Source organism: Butyrivibrio sp. AE2032, from assembly GCF_000702965.1.
The window spans coordinates 2,073,208-2,093,332 of sequence record NZ_JNLF01000003.1; the positions used below are offsets into that span (position 1 = coordinate 2,073,208).

The 20,125-nt window shown below is 43.7% G+C and carries 18 protein-coding genes; 17 read left to right on the top strand and 1 reads right to left on the bottom strand.

Features of this window, described 5'->3' with window-relative positions; genetic code table 11:
- The first annotated feature begins 39 nt into the window (after positions 1-39).
- The 10 genes from BO18_RS11155 (at position 40) to cls (ending at position 8,055) form a co-directional block, all read left to right on the top strand.
- On the top strand, positions 40-1,296 hold the full coding sequence (locus BO18_RS11155; protein ID WP_034446259.1) for a DUF362 domain-containing protein: 1,257 nt from the start codon (positions 40-42) through the stop codon (positions 1,294-1,296).
- A 587-nt stretch (positions 1,297-1,883) separates the two neighbouring features.
- Entirely contained in the window at positions 1,884-2,567 is a 684-nt protein-coding gene (locus tag BO18_RS11160; RefSeq protein ID WP_034446261.1) for an MBL fold metallo-hydrolase, read from the top strand.
- Between the two features lie 92 nt (positions 2,568-2,659).
- Positions 2,660-3,058, top strand: a complete 399-nt coding sequence (locus BO18_RS11165; RefSeq protein WP_034446263.1) for a DUF3795 domain-containing protein — start codon at positions 2,660-2,662, stop codon at positions 3,056-3,058.
- Between the two features lie 176 nt (positions 3,059-3,234).
- Positions 3,235-3,744: a GNAT family N-acetyltransferase gene (locus BO18_RS11170; protein ID WP_034446264.1), complete on the top strand. Its 510-nt coding sequence runs from the start codon at positions 3,235-3,237 to the stop codon at positions 3,742-3,744.
- 143 nt (positions 3,745-3,887) lie between these two features.
- A complete protein-coding gene (locus BO18_RS11175) occupies positions 3,888-4,538 on the top strand; it encodes an HD domain-containing protein (protein WP_034446266.1) in 651 nt (216 codons plus the stop codon).
- 96 nt (positions 4,539-4,634) lie between these two features.
- Entirely contained in the window at positions 4,635-5,261 is a 627-nt protein-coding gene (locus tag BO18_RS11180; protein ID WP_034446268.1) for an esterase, read from the top strand.
- Positions 5,240-5,428, top strand: coding sequence for a hypothetical protein (locus BO18_RS34840; protein WP_185752403.1), 189 nt, complete (start codon positions 5,240-5,242; stop codon positions 5,426-5,428). Before BO18_RS11180 ends, BO18_RS34840 begins: the two co-directional genes overlap by 22 nt.
- Positions 5,429-5,521: 93 nt before the next feature.
- The gene (locus tag BO18_RS11185; protein WP_034446270.1) at positions 5,522-5,977 is read left to right on the top strand and encodes a GNAT family N-acetyltransferase; all 456 of its coding nucleotides are present in this window, start codon (positions 5,522-5,524) and stop codon (positions 5,975-5,977) included.
- 10 nt (positions 5,978-5,987) lie between these two features.
- On the top strand, positions 5,988-6,431 hold the full coding sequence (locus BO18_RS11190; protein WP_034446272.1) for a GNAT family N-acetyltransferase: 444 nt from the start codon (positions 5,988-5,990) through the stop codon (positions 6,429-6,431).
- 76 nt (positions 6,432-6,507) lie between these two features.
- Positions 6,508-8,055 carry a cardiolipin synthase gene (cls, locus tag BO18_RS11195; RefSeq protein WP_034446274.1) on the top strand — a complete coding sequence of 516 codons (1,548 nt, stop codon included), beginning with the start codon at positions 6,508-6,510 and terminating at the stop codon, positions 8,053-8,055.
- A 199-nt stretch (positions 8,056-8,254) separates the two neighbouring features.
- Here cls and BO18_RS11200 read toward each other — a convergent pair whose 3' ends face one another.
- Positions 8,255-8,914 (bottom strand): Crp/Fnr family transcriptional regulator, encoded by a 660-nt coding sequence (locus BO18_RS11200; protein WP_034446275.1) that lies wholly within the window; start codon positions 8,912-8,914, stop codon positions 8,255-8,257.
- Between the two features lie 285 nt (positions 8,915-9,199).
- On the opposite strand from BO18_RS11200, the gene BO18_RS11205 reads away from it, so the two are divergent.
- The 7 genes from BO18_RS11205 to BO18_RS32700 all read left to right on the top strand — a co-directional run bounded on the left by BO18_RS11205 (position 9,200) and on the right by BO18_RS32700 (position 20,113).
- Positions 9,200-10,360, top strand: a complete 1,161-nt coding sequence (locus BO18_RS11205; RefSeq protein WP_034446276.1) for an MFS transporter — start codon at positions 9,200-9,202, stop codon at positions 10,358-10,360.
- Between the two features lie 179 nt (positions 10,361-10,539).
- Complete coding sequence (locus BO18_RS11210) at positions 10,540-10,947, top strand: LysM peptidoglycan-binding domain-containing protein (RefSeq protein ID WP_185752404.1); 408 nt, start codon at positions 10,540-10,542, stop codon at positions 10,945-10,947.
- 121 nt (positions 10,948-11,068) lie between these two features.
- Complete coding sequence (locus BO18_RS11215; RefSeq protein WP_185752405.1) at positions 11,069-12,040, top strand: leucine-rich repeat protein; 972 nt, start codon at positions 11,069-11,071, stop codon at positions 12,038-12,040.
- A 114-nt stretch (positions 12,041-12,154) separates the two neighbouring features.
- The gene (locus BO18_RS11220) at positions 12,155-13,519 is read left to right on the top strand and encodes a sodium-dependent transporter (protein WP_034446281.1); all 1,365 of its coding nucleotides are present in this window, start codon (positions 12,155-12,157) and stop codon (positions 13,517-13,519) included.
- The gene (locus BO18_RS11225; RefSeq protein WP_034447286.1) at positions 13,516-14,946 is read left to right on the top strand and encodes a vWA domain-containing protein; all 1,431 of its coding nucleotides are present in this window, start codon (positions 13,516-13,518) and stop codon (positions 14,944-14,946) included. The genes BO18_RS11220 and BO18_RS11225 overlap by 4 nt, the downstream gene beginning before the upstream one ends.
- 68 nt (positions 14,947-15,014) lie before the next feature.
- On the top strand, positions 15,015-16,556 hold the full coding sequence (locus tag BO18_RS11230; protein WP_034446283.1) for an ATP-binding protein: 1,542 nt from the start codon (positions 15,015-15,017) through the stop codon (positions 16,554-16,556).
- Between the two features lie 182 nt (positions 16,557-16,738).
- Positions 16,739-20,113: a hypothetical protein gene (locus BO18_RS32700; RefSeq protein ID WP_051688663.1), complete on the top strand. Its 3,375-nt coding sequence runs from the start codon at positions 16,739-16,741 to the stop codon at positions 20,111-20,113.
- Positions 20,114-20,125 lie beyond the last annotated feature (12 nt).

The window sequence follows — 20,125 nt, forward strand, 5'->3', positions numbered from 1 at the left end:
GTGTTGCGCCTTGTGTCGAGATCCTGAGGGAGATTTATTATGTCAGACTTTGCACCGGTTTCGCTGGTGAAATGCGAAACTTACGAATACGATGAAATCAGAAAGGCTCTTCATGAGAGCCTTTCTTTAGTTGATGGGCTTTCTTTTGTTAAGCCCGGAATGAGGGTTGGAATAAAGGCAAACCTGGTAGCAGCCATGGACCCTGAAAAGGCCGCTACAACTCACCCTGTACTCCTTAAGTGTCTTTGCGAAGAGCTTGTGGAGAGGGGAGCTTCAGTGGTTATCGGGGACAGTCCGGGAGGCCTCTATACGCCTGCCTTTGTACGAAATGTTTATAAGAGCTGCGGACTTCTGGAACTGGAAAGCGCTGGTAGCGATGGCGATGATGGAACTTCGGCCCCTGGAGAAGGTTCGATGGGGACAAAAGATCCAGCGGTGTCTTTGAATGGCGACTTCTCTGTCAAGAATGGGGAGTTTCAGGAGGCGGTGTCTTTAAAAACCTTTACCTATACAGGATGGTTGGATAGTGTGGATGCGCTCATCAATTTTTCTAAATTGAAGACCCACGCCATGATGGGGATGAGCTGCGCAGTTAAGAACATGTTCGGAACTATCCCAGGAACCACAAAGCCTGAGTATCACATGCGTTTTCCTGAAGAGAAGGCCTTTGCCAATGTTATGGTGGACCTAAACGAGTACTTTAGACCTGTACTCTATATAGTAGATGCCATAGATGGTATGGAGGGCAATGGTCCCACTGCCGGAGAGAAGAGACATATCGGCGCTGTGCTTGCATCTAAAAAGCCCTATGCCCTTGATATGGTCTGCGCTGATCTTATCGGAATGGAGCTTAAGGATGTACAGACTCTTTTAGTGGCAAACGAAAGAGGCCTTGGACCTGCAAACGCTGATCAGGTTGAGGTTGTAGGTGATATTTCGTTGGCGGAAGCCAAGATTGCTGATTTTAAGCGTGCTACCATCCATCAGAGCATTACCTTTGAGGGAGGCGGAATACTTAATGCCATCAAATCCCTTGGCGTAAAAGTGGTATGCAATACCAAGCCCCAGGTTAAGAAGCCGGAATGCATCGGCTGCAAGAAGTGTTTTGAAACCTGCCCTGCAAAAGCCATCACAATGGTGCCAGGAAAGAACAAGACCGGTCCTAAAGGACAACTCCCACAGATAGACAGGAGCAAGTGTATTAAGTGCTTCTGTTGTCAGGAATTCTGCCCTGTTGGCGCCATGAAGGTTCACTACAATCCGCTTGGTAAGCTCCTTAACAGAGTGCAGAGTTGAATATGTCTAGAACATACTAAATGGTCATTAAGGGGAGCAAGCTAAATCTTGCTCCTCCTCCCACAAGTATATTTAACCCAAGTGGTGTCAAGGGCTGCCCGGGCGCCTGAGGAGCAGCGCCCAGCGTACTGTCCCTTGACCCCACAGATCTGAATTTGATGAGATGGCTGGAGTGCCAATGAGCAGGCTTCCAATGACGTTTTTCATCCATATCATTGGTTTTGAGATTTAATCATGAAAAACTTCTCCCAATATGGTGCTCACAAGACCTGTTTTTCATCTATAACAGGCAGTTCTAGGTTTTACACATGAAAAATAACGCTTATTCAGGATCCTCTTAAGTATATTTTTCATCTATATCTGCACATATTGAATTAATTCATGAAAAATAGCCTGCCATCTAGTTTTCTAAAAGGATAAATTTCATCCATATCAGCATTTTTTAAAAAAAAACATGAAAAGCCCATTCATCCGTGCTTCCGAATATTATGTTGGAATATAATTTACTATATGAATCTTGAATTTAATGTGGTTGCTGATTGCGTTATCAAGGGACTCAATATGGACGTGTAAGGAGTGACACGAAAATGCTAAAAAGACTTACTGAACGAATCTGGTACTACCCAATGGAAGAGTATCGTGACAGACCCAATCTCGGATATATTCGCGGTGACAATTGGAGCCTTGCGGTTGATGCAGGTCATTCAAAAGCACATACTATGGAGTTTTACAAGGCACTTGAAGGGGATGATCTTCCACTTCCTAGGCTTACTGTGCTAACGCACTGGCATTGGGATCATACTTTTGGGATGCATGCAGTGAATGGTCTATGCCTGGCAAACGAGCGCACCAATCAGTACCTGATTGATATTGGGCGCAGGCTCTCAGAGGAAGGGACGGCTTTTTTTCTGGACTTTGATGAGCGGATACGTAATGAGTATGCCGGCGACAGGCCTGTAATTGTAAAGCCTGCGGATCTGGTTTTCCATGACAGCATGATGCTGGATCTCGGCAATTGTTCGGTCAGGATCTTTCAGGCTGATGCGCCACATACTGACGATTCCACATTTATCGAGGTTCCCGGGGAAGGAGTTCTCTTTGTTGGGGATGCGACCTGTGGGGCACTTCCTGATTGGAGAAAAGATCCTGTGCTGAGCAAGAACCTGGCCGAGACCATTAGGAAGTCAGAAGCCACCACCTGCCTTGAAGGCCACTGGGTTCCGGTTCCCAAGGAGGATACAATACAAGACTTGCTTGAGACTACTTCTTAAAGCAAGTGGGAATCATTCATAAGTTGTCTGAAATATTAGGCATGGCAAGTGTAACTTGATCTTGAAGTATTATGCACAAGGAGGATATGTTGATGAAACGAGAACTAGGAATAGCCAGATGTGGATTGGCTTGTTGCTTGTGCTCTGAGAATGTCGCATGCAAGGGCTGTAAACTTGATGGATTCAAGGAACTCTCATGGTGCAAGGATGCTGACTTCTGTGAAAACAGAAGGTGTGGAATAGAAAAGGGGATTCCTGGATGCTGGGAATGTAATGAAAAGGATTGCAGAAAAGGATTATTTGCAGAAAAGATAAAGCCCCGTGCTTTTAATGAATATATTCGTCGCTTTGGCTTGGAAGCGTTACTTGACCGATTGGAAATCAATGAGAAGGCAGGAATTGTCTACCACAGGGAAGGAATAATCGGCGATTATGATGACTTTGACGATCTCGAGGAATTAATACAGTTTATACGGACTGGAAAAAGATAAATCTAATACACTGGTATCAGAGGCGCATGTATGATGGAACCTTTGTGTCTTGGCTGGCAATTGACAAAGCCAAGAAATTCAGTCTTGTCAAGGCTGATGAAATTCTTCAGTGGCTGAAAGAGAAAGCTCTGAATCTGCTATTAGACAACTGTTTGGAAAATTATGGAGGATAATGCATGGGGAAAATCAAAATAGAAACATTTCGAATGGATTACTTAGAAGATTATTACAATGCGTTTACTGAGGAAATCACAAAGTATCAGTGGCCAGATCCTTTTGAAAATGTTGAAGAGGCAAAAAAGATGCTTCAGAGCTTTCTAGATGAGGTTGATCAGGGAGAAACAATCTTATTATCTGTAATATCAGAAGATGGAAAGTTTGTCGGAAGTTCAGAAATACATGGCCTTTCAGAGGAGTGTCCTGAGGTTGGAGTATGGATTAAAGAATCTGAGTGGAATAAAGGCTACGCATACGAAGCACTAAAGGCGGCACTTGATCAGGCTCGTGATAAGAGTGGAAAAAGAGAGTTCTTTTACGAGGCAGATGTTCGTAACGTTGGAAGTATGAAGCTCCTTCATAAATTTGAAGATGATTACGAAATCATAGATCAGGGCATAGAGAAGATTACTACTGATTCTGGAAAGGAGTTGGAACTTCAGGGATTTGTACTTAAGGCGATGAAATGATAATGGAAAGTCAGACTCACGTAGTATGATTCACAGGAATTATCAGTATCTGACAAAAGAGATGTCGGACAAATTTGTGGATGATGCTGTAGAGACAATAATGACGACAATTAAACCGATGATTGGATAAGGAGCTGTGAATAATGTTACCGACAATAGATGAAGCTTTAAATGAATTAGAAATAGCAGGACAGATTAATCCGGGGCCATGGGTAAAGCACTCTATTAATACCGGCGTTGCTGCTAGAAATATTGCAGAAAAAGTACCTGGTCTGGATCCTGAAAAAGCATATATAGTGGGCCTTATGCATGATATAGGAAGACGGGTAAAGTTTGGCTTTGTTGATATTCCTACACACGTATATGAGGGATACAAATACTGCATGGAAAAAGGCTGGGATGAAGCAGCGCGTATCTGTATGACGCATTCATACCTTTTGATGCAGGACGAATTTAATTATGAACCGGAAACAGAAAATGAAAAGGCCATCAAGGCTTATATTATGGATTGTACAGTTGACGATTATGATAAGTTGATTCAACTATGTGATTCCCTCGCGGTTGATTACGGATTTGTAATTCTTGAAAAGAGATTTGTGGATGTGACGAGAAGATATGGAATAATGGAAGGATATATTAAGGGATGGGAAGTGGCATTTGGAATAAAAGAGTATTTTGAAGAAAAGATGGGCTGCTCTATCTATGATGTGCTTCCTGACATTGGTAGAACAACACTGTTGACTCCTAAGCCTTGGAAACCGCCGGTAGAATCGGATAATGCCGAGAAAACATGATAAGTGAGGGGAAATACGTGGATATTGATTCGGGTGAGTTTTATGCCATAGGCAGAGAAAGAGGAAAAACCGAGTGATCCTAATGGAGAAAGAATAATGATGCGTTTTGAATATGGAAATCCTGAATCTACAAATGTTCTCATACAAATGGTTGACGACCATGATTTGTCGGTGATTGAAAATGAAGTGAGAGCTATAACAGAGGAAGTTGGGGATTGCTTTCGTCTTGTTGCCTTGAAAGTCTGCGACTGGAATCAGGATCTATCACCGTGGAATGCACCGGCTGTGTTTGGTAACGAAGCATTTGGAGAGGGTGCAGGAGAGACATTGAAAAGAGTTCTGGCTGAGATTAATGATCCGGAAAAGAGATATTACATCGGTGGATATTCTCTTGCGGGGCTGTTTGCTCTCTGGGCAGCTCATCAGACAGATAAATTTGAGGGAGTTGCTGCCGCATCACCGTCCATATGGTTCCCGGGATTTTTGGATTATATGAATGAAAACAGAGTTCTTACAAATTCTGTGTATTTAAGCCTCGGTGACAAGGAGGAAAAGACGAAGAATCCTGTGTTGTCAACAGTCGGCAATAAAATCCGGAAAGCCCATGAACTGCTCAAAGCTCAGGGGAAAAGCACTATCCTGGAATGGAATCCGGGAAACCATTTTAAAGATGCAGATATCAGAACCGCCCGTGGATTTGCATGGGTGTTGAAACACAGCTGATAATTGTTGGAGAGAAATTGGTCATCCACATGGATGGAAACAGATTTAACAATATATTGTCTGGAGTTTCGTTTAGTTTTCGTATCAGTTTGCATGACGGAAGGAATGGAGCAAAACCAAAATACGGAATAGCCGTGAAGGCCTTATCGAGAGCAAAAGGAGATTGAAAGTCACAAAGGAAGAGATACTTTCCAATCTTGATCTTGCAGACAAGTCATGGTAAAAAGGATCCCGAATACATCGACTAGGAGTAGATAAAAATGATTGATATAAGAATTGCAACAAAAGAAGATATAGAGTGTTTGATGAGTATTCGTCTTGAGATGCTTAAGGTGGTGAACAATCTGCCAGAAAATTATGAGCATTCAGATGAAGTGATAAATGAAAGTTACGATTACTTGTTGAATGGAGATCAGATGACTGTTCTGGCTAGCGACGGAGATAAAGTTATTGGTTGCGCATCCATGAGTTTTTTCAGGATAATGCCAACCTTTGCGCACCCCACAGGAAAAAGAGCCCATCTTATGAATGTCTACACAAGAAGTGAATACCGTCGTCAGGGAATAGCGCGAAAAATGGTTGAACTACTGATTGAGAAAACATGGGAAAAAGGTGCAACGGAAATAAGTCTTGATGCTACTGCATTAGGAAGACCGCTCTATGAAAGTATGGGCTTTACTGATTCAACAGAATGTATGGTTCTGACGAATTTGTAGGAGGAAGAGTATGAGAGAAATAACACCGAACGAGGTAAGCAAACTCTACGATTGTATTTGTGAGTTATCAGACTATCACAATACAACTTCTGTGAATTTTAAAGGGTATTATCCTTTAAATCCATACGAAAAGACCCTGGAATCATTTGAGGCAGCATTACGAGAGAAAGAATCCTATATTGCAGTCACTGAAATTGAAGACCGGATTATCGGCTTCTGCAAAGTAGATATTAAAGGAGAAATCGGTAAACTGGACTATTTGGTGGTAAAAGAAGAATTCCGGGGAAGAGGGTTTGGTAAAGAACTCATGGACTGGGCAATGCAAATTTTTGACCAAAATAAAGTTCGACATATCGAAGTAAAAGTGGTTGATGGTAACAAGACGATTCATTTGTATGAAAAGTATGGTTTCAGAATGAAATCTCACATATTAGGGATTGAGAATGATGGATGATTTGATAATAAGGCAGGAGACGCCTGCAAATTATAAAGAGCCAAACTATTAGTATTATGTACGAGGAGATATCTTTATGAAAAAGATAATTGGCAGGATTATAATCGTCATACCGGCACTGGCGCTTCAGGTAGTCTGGTTCTATCTGACACTGGGGCTGTTGAACAAAGCTACAAAGGGCCACCTGGGAGAAATCATCAATGGTATCTTCACCGTGCTTGCGGTTTTCTTTGTGACGAGGCTGATTGCAAGGAGAGATGAGAGCTCTTATAAACTGTTGTGGGTGCTCGTAATAGTTGCGCTTCCGGTTCTTGGAGCAATGCTGTATTTTACCCTGGGGAATAAGACCACAGGCAGAGCCCTTAGGAGAAGTCTTCAAAAAACTGCTTCGGAGCTAAAAGGACTATATAATGGTGAACAGCTGCGAAACACCGAGAATTTGGATGAAATCGCAAAGGAAGACGTAAGACTTTCACAGACACTGTCTTTTATCACTGAGTCCACAGGCTTCCCTCTTCTTAAGAATGATTCATCTAAGTACTATCCCTTTGGTGAAGATATGTTTGCAGACATGTGCGAGGATCTGAAGACGGCAGAGAGTTTCATCTTCATAGAATACTTCATCATTCAGAACGGTAAGTTTTGGGGTACAATTACTGAAATCCTTGCTGAGAGAGTAAAGGCAGGTGTTGATGTAAGAGTCATGTATGATGATCTGGGAAGCATTGCCACTTACTCGGTAAAAGACATATCGGAGCTCTCTAAACAGGGCATCAAATGTGTTCCTTTTAACCCGTTCTTCCTAATCAAATCCCAGCTTAATAATAGGGACCACAGAAAAATAATGGTAATTGATGGAAGGGTTGCCTACAGTGGTGGAGTGAATCTTGCGGATGAGTACATCAATGAGAAGCAGATGTTTGGAAGATGGAAGGACATAGGATTCCGCGTGACCGGAAAAGCTGTAGCCTGCTACACCTATATGTTTTCTGAGTTCTGGAATGCATTTGCCCACGATAAGATTTCTGACGAGGAGCTTAAGAAAGTGGCTGCTCTTGAAATTCCACCGTGCTGGGACAATGGGTACATTCTTCCGTACTATGATTCACCGATGCGAGATGAACATACCAGCAACATTCTTTTTACAGAAGTTCTTTCCACAGCAAAGGACTATGTCTGGTTCTATACCCCTTACCTCATGCTTGGCGATGCACTCTTTGATGCCTTTATCAGAGCCGCTCGAAGAGGCCTTGATGTGCGGATCATCATGCCGGGTATTCCTGATAAGAAGCTGGTCTACAGGTTGTCCAGAAGCTACTACGAGGATCTGCTCAAAGCCGGCGTAAAGATTTACGAGTACACTCCCGGATTCGTTCATGCCAAAGCCTTTGTCTCGGATGATAAGCTTGCTGGAATTGGAACGGTCAACCTTGATTACAGAAGCCTTTTCCTACACTTTGAATGCAGCTCCGTCTTCTATAAGGCCGATATAGTAAAAGAGCTGCAGACAGACTATCTCAATACGTTAGAAGAATGCAGGGAAAGAAGTCTTGAGGATATCAACAGAAAGCTGGTACACAAGCTCATTGATAACTTCCTGCGAGTTTTGGCACCATTGTTGTGAAGGGTTATTTATGAATAAATCGAAAGATGGGTCTTACGGTACCAGTGGATGGAGATGTATCGCAAGAATAAAACAGCAATCCAGCAGGAAAACATGATTTTCACTTGGAACATTGCGTAAATAACGCAGATGATTCTATGTATTCTGACAAAGAAAAAATGAAGGAATGCGGCCAGATTTCAAAGGAAGTGTATAGGAGTTAATCTTCTCTAATAAGCTTGAAATGATTCTTCCTATATTTAATAAGCCCTTCATCTTGCATTCGCGAGAGCTCTTTAGACATATTGGTTCTTTCGAGGTTAAGGTAATCAGCTAGTTGTTGTCTGTTGAAGGGAATATCAAATTCCTTGGAGCCTGTTTGGAGCGAGGTGGCGTTGAGATATGACAGGAGACGTCCACGACAGCTCTTGGAAGATGTGTGGAAGCTGCGTCCGGAGAGAACAAGGTTTTTCTGCGATGAAATAATAAGTATGTTTTTTAGGAACGTTTCCTTCCAGGGAGAGCTCTTTTTATTGTTATCAATAAGATTTCTTATATTGCAAAAGAGTATTGTGCAATCCTCATTTGCTCTGACATCCACCAGAAGAACTTCGCCAAGAAGGGCATAGGTTTCAGCAAAGCACTGATTCTTTCCAACATGGCTCAAAACAGTACAGTTGCCCCAGACGTCATTACTCTCGATAGTGACACTGCCTGAGAGCACCATGCCTATATTTGACGTTTGCTCTCCTGAGTGGAGAACTATTTCATCCTTTCGATATTTCTTTTCCTGGGCATCAAGTGAATCAAGGCATGAAGACAGTTCTTTAGCTGTCATTCCATGGAAAAGTCTGCTTTTTTCTATACCTTCAAGGGTCATGATAATTTCTCCAAAATGTGGTTCAAACAACATACTTGTTATGAACAGTATATTATACTGACACCATCAGAACAACAGGAGAAGAAAGGATTGACAAAAGATATGCATCAGTGCGAAAACAAGATGATGAAAGAGATGGAACAGCAGGCGAGGTTCTTGATTAACCCCGACACTATCCGGGGACTGAAAACAAGTGCATGCTGGTGACCTGTTTTGGTCTCAAGAGTAGCTGAATGAAGAATGCCACTTCCGGAAAGATATTTTTTAACTTAAGGAGAAATAGCAATGGGATCTTTACTATTGGCAGTTATATATCTGATTTTTATTAGCCTGGGGTTACCGGACTCCTTATTGGGTTCCGGATGGCCTAAAATGCAGGTTGTATTTGGAGTTCCGTCATCATACGCGGGATATGTTTCCATGACGATTTCATTCATGACTATCATATCTGCGCTGCTGAGCCCTAAGTTCATAAAGAAATTTCATACAAAATGGATTGTCATTTTTTCGATATTCCTGACGATTCTGGGACTCCTTGGATTTTCAATTTCGGGGAATTATGCGATGTTGTTTTTGTTTGCTGTTCCCTACGGACTTGGAGCAGGAGCCATAGATGCGTCGGTAAATCATTATGTTGCCAACAACTATTCTGGTTCTGTAATGAATTTCCTTCATTGCTTTTACGGAGTCGGTGCGGTAATCAGTCCCTCAATCATGGCACTGGCTCTAAAGTATGCCAGATGGAACGAAGGCTATAGATGGACTGCATTTGTTCAGATTGGAATTCTGCTTATTTGCATTTTGTCGCTGCCGCTTTGGAAAAAGAACGAATCTGAAACTTCTGACGAAGAGATCAAGAACAGTGCCGGAATAAGGGAGACATTGAAAGCACCGGGCGTGATCCTTACACTTATAGCTTTCTTTGCGTATTGTTCAGGTGAAGCTACATGCTTTCTGTGGACGCCCAGCTATTTTGCCGGGACGAGAACAGGAATGAGCGATGAACTAATAGCATCTTTTGGTTCCCTGATATTTGGAGGCCTTATGCTGGGAAGGCTGATTTCAGGCTTTATATCCAATAAGCTGGGAGACAGGACCCTCATTAGAATTGGTATAGTTGTTGAGCTTATAGGAATAGTGTTTGTGTTCATCCCGTCACACGGATATCTTGTCGCAGCCATTGGTTTCGTTATAATCGGTACCGGAATGGGCCCTGTTTATCCGGCTATCCAGCACATGGCACCAACTAATTTTGGGAAAAGATATAGTGCAGCAGTTATAGGGCTGCAAATGGCATCAGCCTATGTTGGAAGCACATTTATGCCGATGGTCTTCGGGCATTTACAGCAGGCAATTGGGATAGGGATAATGCCGCTGTACTTACTTGTTTTTGCAGTGATGAATATTGGCTTTTTGGAGATGACTTATAAAATTATTAAGAGATAACTGATCAAAATATTTGCCACAGGTACTTTTCCATTCGTATATACATTTGTGACTACCCGTGATGCTGGGAGGAATATTGGACTTCTAATCTGTCATGATAGGTGTGTAAGATGACAGAAAGGCTTCAAGAAAGCCTTGGGACAGCGAAATGGGGGCTAATGTATATGAAGGAGAAGAAAATGGCAAACACTGTATACGCAGGAAGATATGCAAACGCATCTATTAACAGCGAAGTTAGAATATACAACAACAGATTAAGGAGAGAGAAGATTGTAAAGAGACAGAGACGGATACTGGCCCTCATTGTTGGTGTGATATTTGGAATTATCATTATGCTTGCAAGCACACTGGTACTTCATGCCCAATCTGATGATGCAGCTATAGATTATAAGTACTACACTCAGGTTGAGGTTAAGTCCGGGGACAGCCTCTGGGCCTATGCTGGTGAGTATGCAGCCGAGGATCATTACAAGGACTATAACAGCTATATTTCTGAGGTGAGATCGATCAATCATATGGCTGAAGATGAGGACGTTCAGGCAGGAACAACCATTATACTTCCTTATTACTCACCTGAATTCAAGTAAAAAGTTTATCCCTGATATTTGATTCTAATGTGTTAGAATTATTTTTATAGCATGCGCCAGATATAGCTTCTGGTGGATGTACAAAAGAAATATCTGAGGAATGTAAAAGAAAATGCCTTTTTTGTACGAAATAACTGAGCATAAAAGAGATGCTCATAAATATGTGACGATTACAGGGTTCGAGGGTAATACCTCGAACCTTGTTGTGCCTGGAGAAATAGACGGAATTGCTGTTGAAGCAATTGGTAATCATGCATTTTCCGGAAGGGAAGATCTTTTGACAGTTCAGCTGCCGAGGACCATCAAGACTCTTTTCGGCTTTGCCTTTCATGATTGCAGGAAATTAAAAAAGATATCTCTTTATGACAGCATCGATGATTATTATGACGGTGTCTGCAGACAGTGTGACAGCTTGAAAGAGATTGAGATTGTCATGGAGCGCGGCTGGTACGAGGTTGTAAGGAACTTTCTGGCAGACAACGACAGGACACTTCGATTTGTTCTGAAGATATGTCAAAAGGGAAGCGATGATGGAATCAAGGTCAGTGATATTGGGGCCGGAGCGATGGGAAATGGCCTTGCGACGGCTGTTCTCACCTTTCCTGAGTACGTCTACGACTTTAACGAGAACACCATGGCCAGGACTATCCAGTTTTCCATCGCAGGTTCGGGAATGTTCTACCGTGAATGTGTAGACAGACGCAGCATAGATTACAGGCAGTACGATAAGCTCTTTGAAAAGGCCGTTATTGACGGGGGCGAGATCTCTGAAAACATAGCTGTGGATAGGCTCTTATATCCCATAGAGCTGGCAGACAATTATCGAAAGATGTACGAAGACTTCGTAAGATCTTCAGCGGATAGCATCCTATCCCGGCTTGTGGCAGCTTCTGAAGAGGAACCATTAAACCTTGATACGGTCAAAGCTCTTTTAACCTACAACCAGAGCTGCGCTGGAGAAAAGCTTCTGCCCTCATCAAGCATAGATGCAGCTATTAAGCTCTCAGCACAGAAGAAACTCCTCAAGATGAGCGCCATCCTCATGGACGGTACATCTGATTCCGGTTCTGACATGGTAAGCTTCGAGTTTTGATATTTTTCGCATATATACTAGGCAGAAAATGGTTTTTTCTGTATAATTGCTAGGGTGGCAGATTCTTTTGCAGAGTCTGCACCCTATTATTTTGTTAGAAAGATCGGTTAATTTATGGACGAACAACAGCGTGGAAGCTTCGGCTCCAGACTAGGATTTATTCTGGTGAGTGCAGGATGTGCCATCGGAATCGGAAATGTGTGGAAATTTCCTTATGTGGCAGGACAGAATGGCGGAGCTATTTTTGTATTATTCTATTTGCTGTTCCTATTGATCATGGGAATCCCCGTAATGACAATGGAACTGGCAGTAGGAAGAGCCAGCGGAATGACTCTCACAAAGGCCTACAGAAAGCTTGAAGGGAAAGGCCAGAAGTGGCATGCCCATGGCTGGATGAGTATGGCAGGATGTTACCTTCTGATGATGTATTACACCACCGTTTCAGGCTGGATGCTGAACTACTGCTATAAATTTGCTACAGGTAAGTTTGATAATGTATCTTCAGGTGAAGTTGGCGCAGTATTTGAGCAGCTCCTGGCAAGCCCTGTGGAAATGGGAATCTTTACCATCATAACCGTGTGGTTTGGATTTATGGTTCTTTCCTTTGGAGTACAGAAGGGCCTTGAGAGAGTAAACAAATTCATGATGCTGGGACTTCTTTTCCTTATCATGATCCTGGCAGGTCACAGCCTTACACTTTCAGGAGCTACAGAAGGCATCAAATTCTTCCTTCTTCCTGATCTTCAGCAGGCTACGGAAGTTGGAATCTTCCGTGTAATGACCAGTGCCATGAATCAGGCCTTCTTTACCTTGAGCGTAGGTATGGGATCCATCGAGATCTTCGGTAGTTACATGTCTGATGACAGGGCTCTTGTAGGAGAGGCTTCAAGGATTGCAGCTTTAGACACCCTGGTAGCCATCATCTCCGGAATCATCATATTCCCTGCCTGCTTCAGCTTTGGTGTAGCACCATCCCAGGGACCATCACTTATCTTCGTGACACTTCCTGAGATATTCATCAACATGCACATGGGAAGACTCTGGGGAACACTGTTCTTCGTATTTATGACCTTTGCAAGCTTCTCCACTGTAACTGCTGTGTTTGAGAACCTTGTAGCTGGCGCAGTTGATAACTTCCATTGGGACAGAAAGAACTCTGTAGTTGTAAACTGCATCTTCATGCTTTTTGCAAGTCTCCCCTGCGTTTTAGGTTATAATAAATGGAGTGGCGTCCTTTTCTTCGGAGGCAGAAATGTGCTTGACTTCGAGGATTTCATTGTAAGCAACATCATCCTTCCTGTGGGCTCGCTTATCTTTGTACTGTTCTGTACCCACAAATTTGGATGGGGCTTTGATAACTATTTCGATGAGGTCAACAAGGGCAAAGGCTTTAAGTTGCACAGATGGACAAAAACTTATCTGGCATTTGTACTTCCAATCCTTATCCTCATCATTGCGATTAATGGATTCTTAGGATGAAAGATCTGAAGGCAGTAAGTAAAAGTTTACAGCTCAGTGAAACAGGAATGCGGGTCCTTGGACAGTCCAGGACCGAGCTCTATATTGACATGCGATTTATGGGAGGGGCTCTTTCGAGCCTCTCTTATGAAATGGATCTTTCTACTACTTCTGTGGGAACGGACGCAGTCAGCATCCGCTTTAACCCTTCTTATGTTCTTCAGCTTTTCGTGGAGGAACCGGGAAAGCTGAACAGAACCTACATTCACATGCTTCTTCATTGTATTTTCAGGCATATGTACACCTCGAGAAATTTTGAGGATGTGCGGCTTTTTGATCTGTGCGCTGATATTGTTGTGGAATCCATTCTGGATGGAATGGACTATCAGTGCATCTACAGAGTTTCTTCTGACTTCCGGGACAGATGGTATACTAAATTGGAAAAAGAGCTAAAGGTGCTCACGGTGGAAAAACTCTACCGTTTCTTTTCTGACCCTGGAAACCAGCTGGAAGAGCTGGAATATGAAAAACTGGAGCGGGAGTTTAAGCTGGATGACCATGGTTTCTGGCTTCGGCTTCAGGACGAGTCGCCAGATGATCAGGAGGAAAAAGAAAAGCCCCCGATAGATGAGGATATGGACAGTCCGGAAGGAAAAGAAAATGAACCGGACGAAAATGGGCCTAAGAAGGAAAAGTTCATTAACCCCAGGCACCTTAAGCAGATAGAGCGAAAAGAAAAAGACTGGGATAAGGAGGCCAAGCGCCTTCAGACAGAGATAGAGACCATAGGTAAAAATGCCAGTGATAAGCTGGGAAAGCTGGACTGGATACTAAAGTTCCAAAATACCTCCCGTACAGACTACCGCGAATTCCTTCAGCGCTTTAAGGTACTACGTGAGGAAGGCGGAATAGATATGGACAGCTTTGATTACGGAATGTATTCCTTTGGCCTTTCCCACTATGGTGACATGCCCCTAATAGAGGAGAACGAATTCAGGGAAGTGAAAAAGATCCAGGAGCTTGTCATCGCAATTGACACCTCTGCTTCATGTAAGGATGAGCTGGTTCAGCGCTTCCTTGATGAGACGGCAGCAATCCTTCTAGGAAAGGACAGCTTCTTCCAGCGGATAAAGATCCTGGTTATTGAGTGTGACGATCAGGTTCAGCGCATAGAGACCATCACCTCTGTAGATGACATGAAGAAGTACTCCGGAGGCATCCACGTAGAGGGTGGCTACGGCACAGACTTCCGCCCGGTTTTCGAAAAAGTAGAGGAGCTGAAAGCCTCCGGCGAATTCGAGAACCTGAAAGGCCTCATCTATTTCACAGACGGCTACGGAACCTACCCCGATAAACCCACGGACTACGACACAGCCTTCGTCTTCGCAGCCGACCTTGATTACGAAGACGAGAACGTGCCTTCCTGGGCACTTAAACTGTATATTTGATGGTTCTGTCGGCCCAAGGCAGACCAGCAGAACCGCAACCATGGAACTACAAAGAAAGGAACATTTTCATGAATATAAATGAAGCGAAAGAAGAAGTGAAGAATGCTGTCAGGGCTTATCTGGAAAAGGATGAGGCCGGGCAGTATGAGATCCCTATAGAGCGTCAGCGCCCCATCCTTTTGATGGGACCTCCCGGAATCGGAAAGACCGCCATCATGGAGCAGATTGCCCATGAACTGTCCATAAATCTGGTGTCCTATACAATCACTCACCATACCAGGCAGAGCGCCATCGGACTTCCCAAGATCTCTGAAAAGAAATATGGTGGGAAGACCTATTCTGTCACCGAGTACACTATGAGTGAGATCATCGGAGCAGTGTATGACCAGATTGAAAAATCCGGCATACAGGAGGGCATTCTTTTCTTGGATGAGATAAACTGCGTATCGGAGACACTGGCACCTACCATGCTTCAGTTCCTGCAGTATAAGACCTTCGGAAGTCATAGGATCCCTGATGGTTTCATTATCGTGACTGCGGGAAATCCGCCCCAGTACAATAAGTCCGTAAGGGACTTTGATATAGTTACTCTGGACCGTGTAAGGCAGATCAATATTGAAGAGGACTTTGATGCCTGGAAGGATTATGCCTATAAAGCTGGAGTTCATGGCTCCATCATGGCATACCTTGAGATCAAGAAAGACAACTTCTACAGCATCAAAACTGATGTGGATGGAAGGACCTTTGTAACAGCCAGAGGCTGGGAGGATCTTTCAAGAGTCATAAAGGTCCATGAAAAGCTAGGGATGCCAATAAATGAAAACCTTACAGCCCAGTACCTTCAGAATAAGGAGATTGCAAGGGATTTTGCTACCTACTATGAGCTGTATCAGCGCTACAACGAACTCTACAAGATCCCGGATATTTTGGAAGGCAGATTCCCTGAGGATAAGCGTGCCATCAGAGAAGGCTCTTTTGACGAAAAGCTTAGTATCATAGGGCTTCTCACTGATAAACTCATGGATGAGTTCAGGAGCTATTCAAGGCAGCAGGCTGTTCAGAAGATATTGTTTGATACCATCAAGGAGTTTGGAAGATTCTCTGAGACAGAGGAGACGGAAAGGGTAGATAGCATCCAGTGGTTTAAGGACAGGATGGGAATCATGGAGTACAGGCTGCAGGAGGAAAAGGAAGCAGGTCTTCTTGACAGGGAAGAGGAGAGAGCAAGGGCCACAGCAGTAAATTCCTTGAAGGATTGCATAAACTATATGGCCACGGCAGCAGGCGCTGAGCCTGACCTTAAGGGCGCCTTTATCCTTGCAAAGAACTGGTTTACCAAGAAGGAGAACATCCGCCAGGAAAACATCAAGACTACAGGAAGGCACCTCACTAACAGCTTTGAATTTTTAGAGCAGACCTTTGGAGATTCAGAGAGCCTTTCAGGAAGCCAGGAGATGGTCATCTTTATCACGGAGCTTTCTAATGCATATCATAGCCTTAAGTTTGTCAGAGACACAGGAAATGATGCCTATTACAAATACAACAAGCTGCTTCTTTTGAACGACAGGAAGCAGGAGCTTATGGAACTTGCCAAGGAGCTGGTTTTTTAAATGAAAAAAGATTCCTTTATTATCATTATACGAGTGAGAAAACTAAATGGCACTGAATGACAGAGTGGGAATATGTACTACGTATTAAATGATAATTAAAGTTTTATAATATTCCCCACAAGACCATACGATTTGCAGTAAAATTATATAACCAAAACTGGCTTTTTTTATGAGGTGATGCCATGAAGAAGGGATATAAATTTACTGCATTCTTTTTGTCTTTGGTTCTGGTATTTACCAGCATCAATCTTTTAACTAAGGCGGCAGATGATGAACCTGTTCCGCCTAGGATCGTTTCGTTTGCCGTCCTTCCGGAAAATGTACTGGAGCAAACTGTATATGTGGGTGATGATATCAGCAAGGTAGTTCTGCCTACTACGCTGACTGCCACGGTGCAGACAATTAAGAAGGAGGAAGAGGCTGAAAAAGAGCCTGAAACGTCTCCTGCAGTTATTCCTGCGCCTGTGGAAAATGAACCTTCACAGCCGGAAGTTCCTGTGGTGCCGGAGTCTACTCCAGTGCCCCAGCAGCCTGATCCAGCCCTTGAGCCAGCATCGGAACCTGCGGCAGAACCTGAACAGCCAGCAGCTCCTGCTGAACCTGCGGTTGAACCGGCTTCTGACCCTGCACCGGAACCGGATCCTGAGCCCGCGCCAGAGGTTACACCTGCGCCTGAAAGTGACGAATCCTCAGAAGGGGACGTAAATGGCGAGGCTGGAGATTCATCTGCATCTCTTATGAAATCTCTTTTCCCTGCTACAACTGTATATGCTGCTGAGGATGCTGAAGATCCGCTAATGAATACTGAGCAGCTTTCTGTAAGTGTAATCTGGAAGATCGATCCACTTAAGAGCAGTGGAATTAAGTTCTCCTCGGAGATTGCAGGAAACAAATATATTTATGTTCCTGAAGTAAAAGGTGACTATGAAGTAAAGGCTATTCTCCCCAGCATTCTTGTGAAGGTGGAAGAAAAGCCTGAAAAGGAAAATGAGGTAAAGCCGAAAGAAGAGGCTGAAGTAAAGCCTGAGGTCAAGCCTGAAGATAAAGCTAAAGAGAAAACTGAGGAAAAAGCCGAAGAAAAGAAAGACGAAAAACAGGCTGATAAAGATAAAGAGAAAGACAAAGATAAGGACAAAGATAAGGAAGCTGCATCTCCTGCTTTTGAAAAGGTTGAAACTGTAGCAGGATACAGCATTTCCATAGATGCTCCCGAGGGAGTTTTCCCTGAAGGAACCACAGCCAAGATCCAGGCGATATCTGAGTCAGAATCCCTTATTGAGGGACAGGTGGATGGCGACAGGACCATTGAAAATGTTATGGCCTTTGATATCTCCTTCTGGCATGACGGAAAAGAGATTGAACCTGAAAACGGAAAGGTTAACGTTTCCATCGAGCTGGCTTCAGACATGAAGGAAACTCTTAAGGAAGAGGATGCTCAGATTCAGGTCTTCCACGTAGATGATAACAGTAACGTAGAAGAAGTGGCTTGTACCACGGATGGTGAGGAGGTGGTATTTAGCGCGGAATCATTTTCGCGCTATGTACTGGTGACATCCTCCGGCGCAACAAAGAGAAAACTTGCTACGCCGGCTCCATCATGGGATACAAGTCAGGCCCTGACTCTTACATGGACTGCCATTGAAAATGCAGGTAATTACCTTCTTCAGATAAGTGTGGGTGGTTATTCAGATACTCTGACCACTTCAGCAACAACAGTAAACCTTGTTCAGGTTGTAAACAATCTGGAGAACGTTCACCAGACTTCATTTAATGGACAGGACGTTTCTGTTACGGTTACAGCTAAGGTCGATCCTTCAGCATCGGGAAAGAGCTATCTGTATTATGACAGTGATCCCAGTGGTGCAGTATCAAAGACCTATACATCATCCGGGACAAAGACCAAGCTTGCGACACCGGCAAATGTTGCATGGGCAGATGGACAGACCCTGACTCTTTGCTGGGATCCGGTAGCAAATGCAGCCCAGTATGAGGTGTCTATCATCGTTGGCAGTCATACCTGGACAGGTACAGCTACCAGCACCACGACACAGCTTGATCTTGTACAGACCATAAATACATATGAAAACCAGTATCAGGAAGACTATAACGGACAGACAATTAAAGCCAAAGTAAAGGCTCAGGTTGATTCTTCCGGTACGGGAACAAGTCTTTTATATTACGACAGTGACTATAGCGCTCAGGTCGCAAAGACTTATGTCCGCGCTAATCCTAAGACCAAGCTGCCTGCACCTGCAAACGTAAGGTGGATCCAGGGACAGACCCTGACAGTAGCCTGGGATCCGGTTGCTTATGCAGCTCAGTACGTAGTTCAGGTTCAGGTTGGTTCCAATACCTGGGCAGAAAAGGTTAATACTACAGCAACTACAATGGATCTTGTAGCTGTTATCAACCGGTGCGAAAATACCTATCAGGCTGATTATTCAGGACAAGTTATTAAGGCAAGTATTCAGGCTCAGGTTGACAGAAATCTGACTCCCGCAAGCCTTTCCTACTTTGACAGCGATTTCAGTCAGGTGGTAACCAAGGAGTACTCAAAACCTGCAGCAGTAGTTACCGACTCAAGGCTTGGCATAGCAACGACGGATGACCTTCTGAGAGTTCTGGAGGCAAGTCTAACAGCTGCACAGAAGACAGCAGCCACAGGAAAAGAGCTTGAATTTGATTTCTCATATACTTCTGGATCAGTGCCAAGTGATGCGGCAGCAGCTTTCTCCAATTTTGCCAAGGCGAACGGCTATCTGGTAGGAGAAACCTTTGATCTCAGCCTTACAGTTAAGGCAGATGATGCTTCTATTGGTAATATCACAACTACTAATTCGGAGATACCGATAGGAGTAAGTATTCCTTCCTCTATCCAGAAAGATAACAGGGTGTTCCTGATCCTGCTGTACCATGGCGGAGTTTTAGCAGCTCCTGGAAGCGGAACGGGAAGCGCTGTACTTATAAGGACCAAGCAGTTCTCGCCTTATGCGATACTGTATTATGATCCGCCGGAAAAGAAAAAGCATAGCGATGACAATAATAACAACAATGACTCTTCAGATTCATCAAGCACCTTCTACTATGATGCTATATGGAGACCAAGCACTCCTGATGAATTAAAGAGGGCAGCAGTGGTAGGAAGAGAACAGCACCTTCCTTACTACGATGGAACATCAGGTTATGGTGTCACCATAAAGAATGTGATGCAGGGACCAAAATGCTGGGTATCCTTCGAGGCAGCACAAAACGGCTATACTATTGCAAGGACCTATGATTTCTGGCCTAATGGTCAAAAGGTGAGATCAGCGCCAAAAGAGATCACGATAACCCTGAAGATCCCTGATTCCCTTGTAAGGGCAGACAGAGACTTCCGCATGATCTGTGTAACTACCGGAGGTCAGCCAATAGTCCTTAAGGACCTTGATACCAACCCGAATACCATAACTATAAAGACTGATAAATTCTACGCCTTTGCTCTGGTCTTCAGAGATCCTGTAAAGCCGGATCCTGCAACTACCCAGACCACAAAGACAACCAAGAAAAAGAAGAAATAATCAAAACAGATG

Bases quoted from the DNA above. Each gene is read 5' to 3' on its own strand.
- BO18_RS11220 (WP_034446281.1), top strand. From the start codon at position 12,155: ATGGACGAACAACAGCGTGGAAGCTTCGGCTCCAGACTAGGATTTATT.
- BO18_RS11190 (WP_034446272.1), top strand. From the start codon at position 5,988: ATGAGAGAAATAACACCGAACGAGGTAAGCAAACTCTACGATTGTATT.
- BO18_RS11225 (WP_034447286.1), top strand. From the start codon at position 13,516: ATGAAAGATCTGAAGGCAGTAAGTAAAAGTTTACAGCTCAGTGAAACA.
- BO18_RS11210 (WP_185752404.1), top strand. From the start codon at position 10,540: ATGGCAAACACTGTATACGCAGGAAGATATGCAAACGCATCTATTAAC.
- BO18_RS34840 (WP_185752403.1), top strand. From the start codon at position 5,240: ATGGGTGTTGAAACACAGCTGATAATTGTTGGAGAGAAATTGGTCATC.
- cls (WP_034446274.1), top strand. From the start codon at position 6,508: ATGAAAAAGATAATTGGCAGGATTATAATCGTCATACCGGCACTGGCG.
- BO18_RS11165 (WP_034446263.1), top strand. From the start codon at position 2,660: ATGAAACGAGAACTAGGAATAGCCAGATGTGGATTGGCTTGTTGCTTG.
- BO18_RS11175 (WP_034446266.1), top strand. From the start codon at position 3,888: ATGTTACCGACAATAGATGAAGCTTTAAATGAATTAGAAATAGCAGGA.
- BO18_RS11160 (WP_034446261.1), top strand. From the start codon at position 1,884: ATGCTAAAAAGACTTACTGAACGAATCTGGTACTACCCAATGGAAGAG.
- BO18_RS11185 (WP_034446270.1), top strand. From the start codon at position 5,522: ATGATTGATATAAGAATTGCAACAAAAGAAGATATAGAGTGTTTGATG.
- BO18_RS11200 (WP_034446275.1), bottom strand. From the start codon at position 8,914: ATGACCCTTGAAGGTATAGAAAAAAGCAGACTTTTCCATGGAATGACA.
- BO18_RS32700 (WP_051688663.1), top strand. From the start codon at position 16,739: ATGAAGAAGGGATATAAATTTACTGCATTCTTTTTGTCTTTGGTTCTG.
- BO18_RS11205 (WP_034446276.1), top strand. From the start codon at position 9,200: ATGGGATCTTTACTATTGGCAGTTATATATCTGATTTTTATTAGCCTG.
- BO18_RS11180 (WP_034446268.1), top strand. From the start codon at position 4,635: ATGATGCGTTTTGAATATGGAAATCCTGAATCTACAAATGTTCTCATA.
- BO18_RS11155 (WP_034446259.1), top strand. From the start codon at position 40: ATGTCAGACTTTGCACCGGTTTCGCTGGTGAAATGCGAAACTTACGAA.
- BO18_RS11170 (WP_034446264.1), top strand. From the start codon at position 3,235: ATGGGGAAAATCAAAATAGAAACATTTCGAATGGATTACTTAGAAGAT.
- BO18_RS11230 (WP_034446283.1), top strand. From the start codon at position 15,015: ATGAATATAAATGAAGCGAAAGAAGAAGTGAAGAATGCTGTCAGGGCT.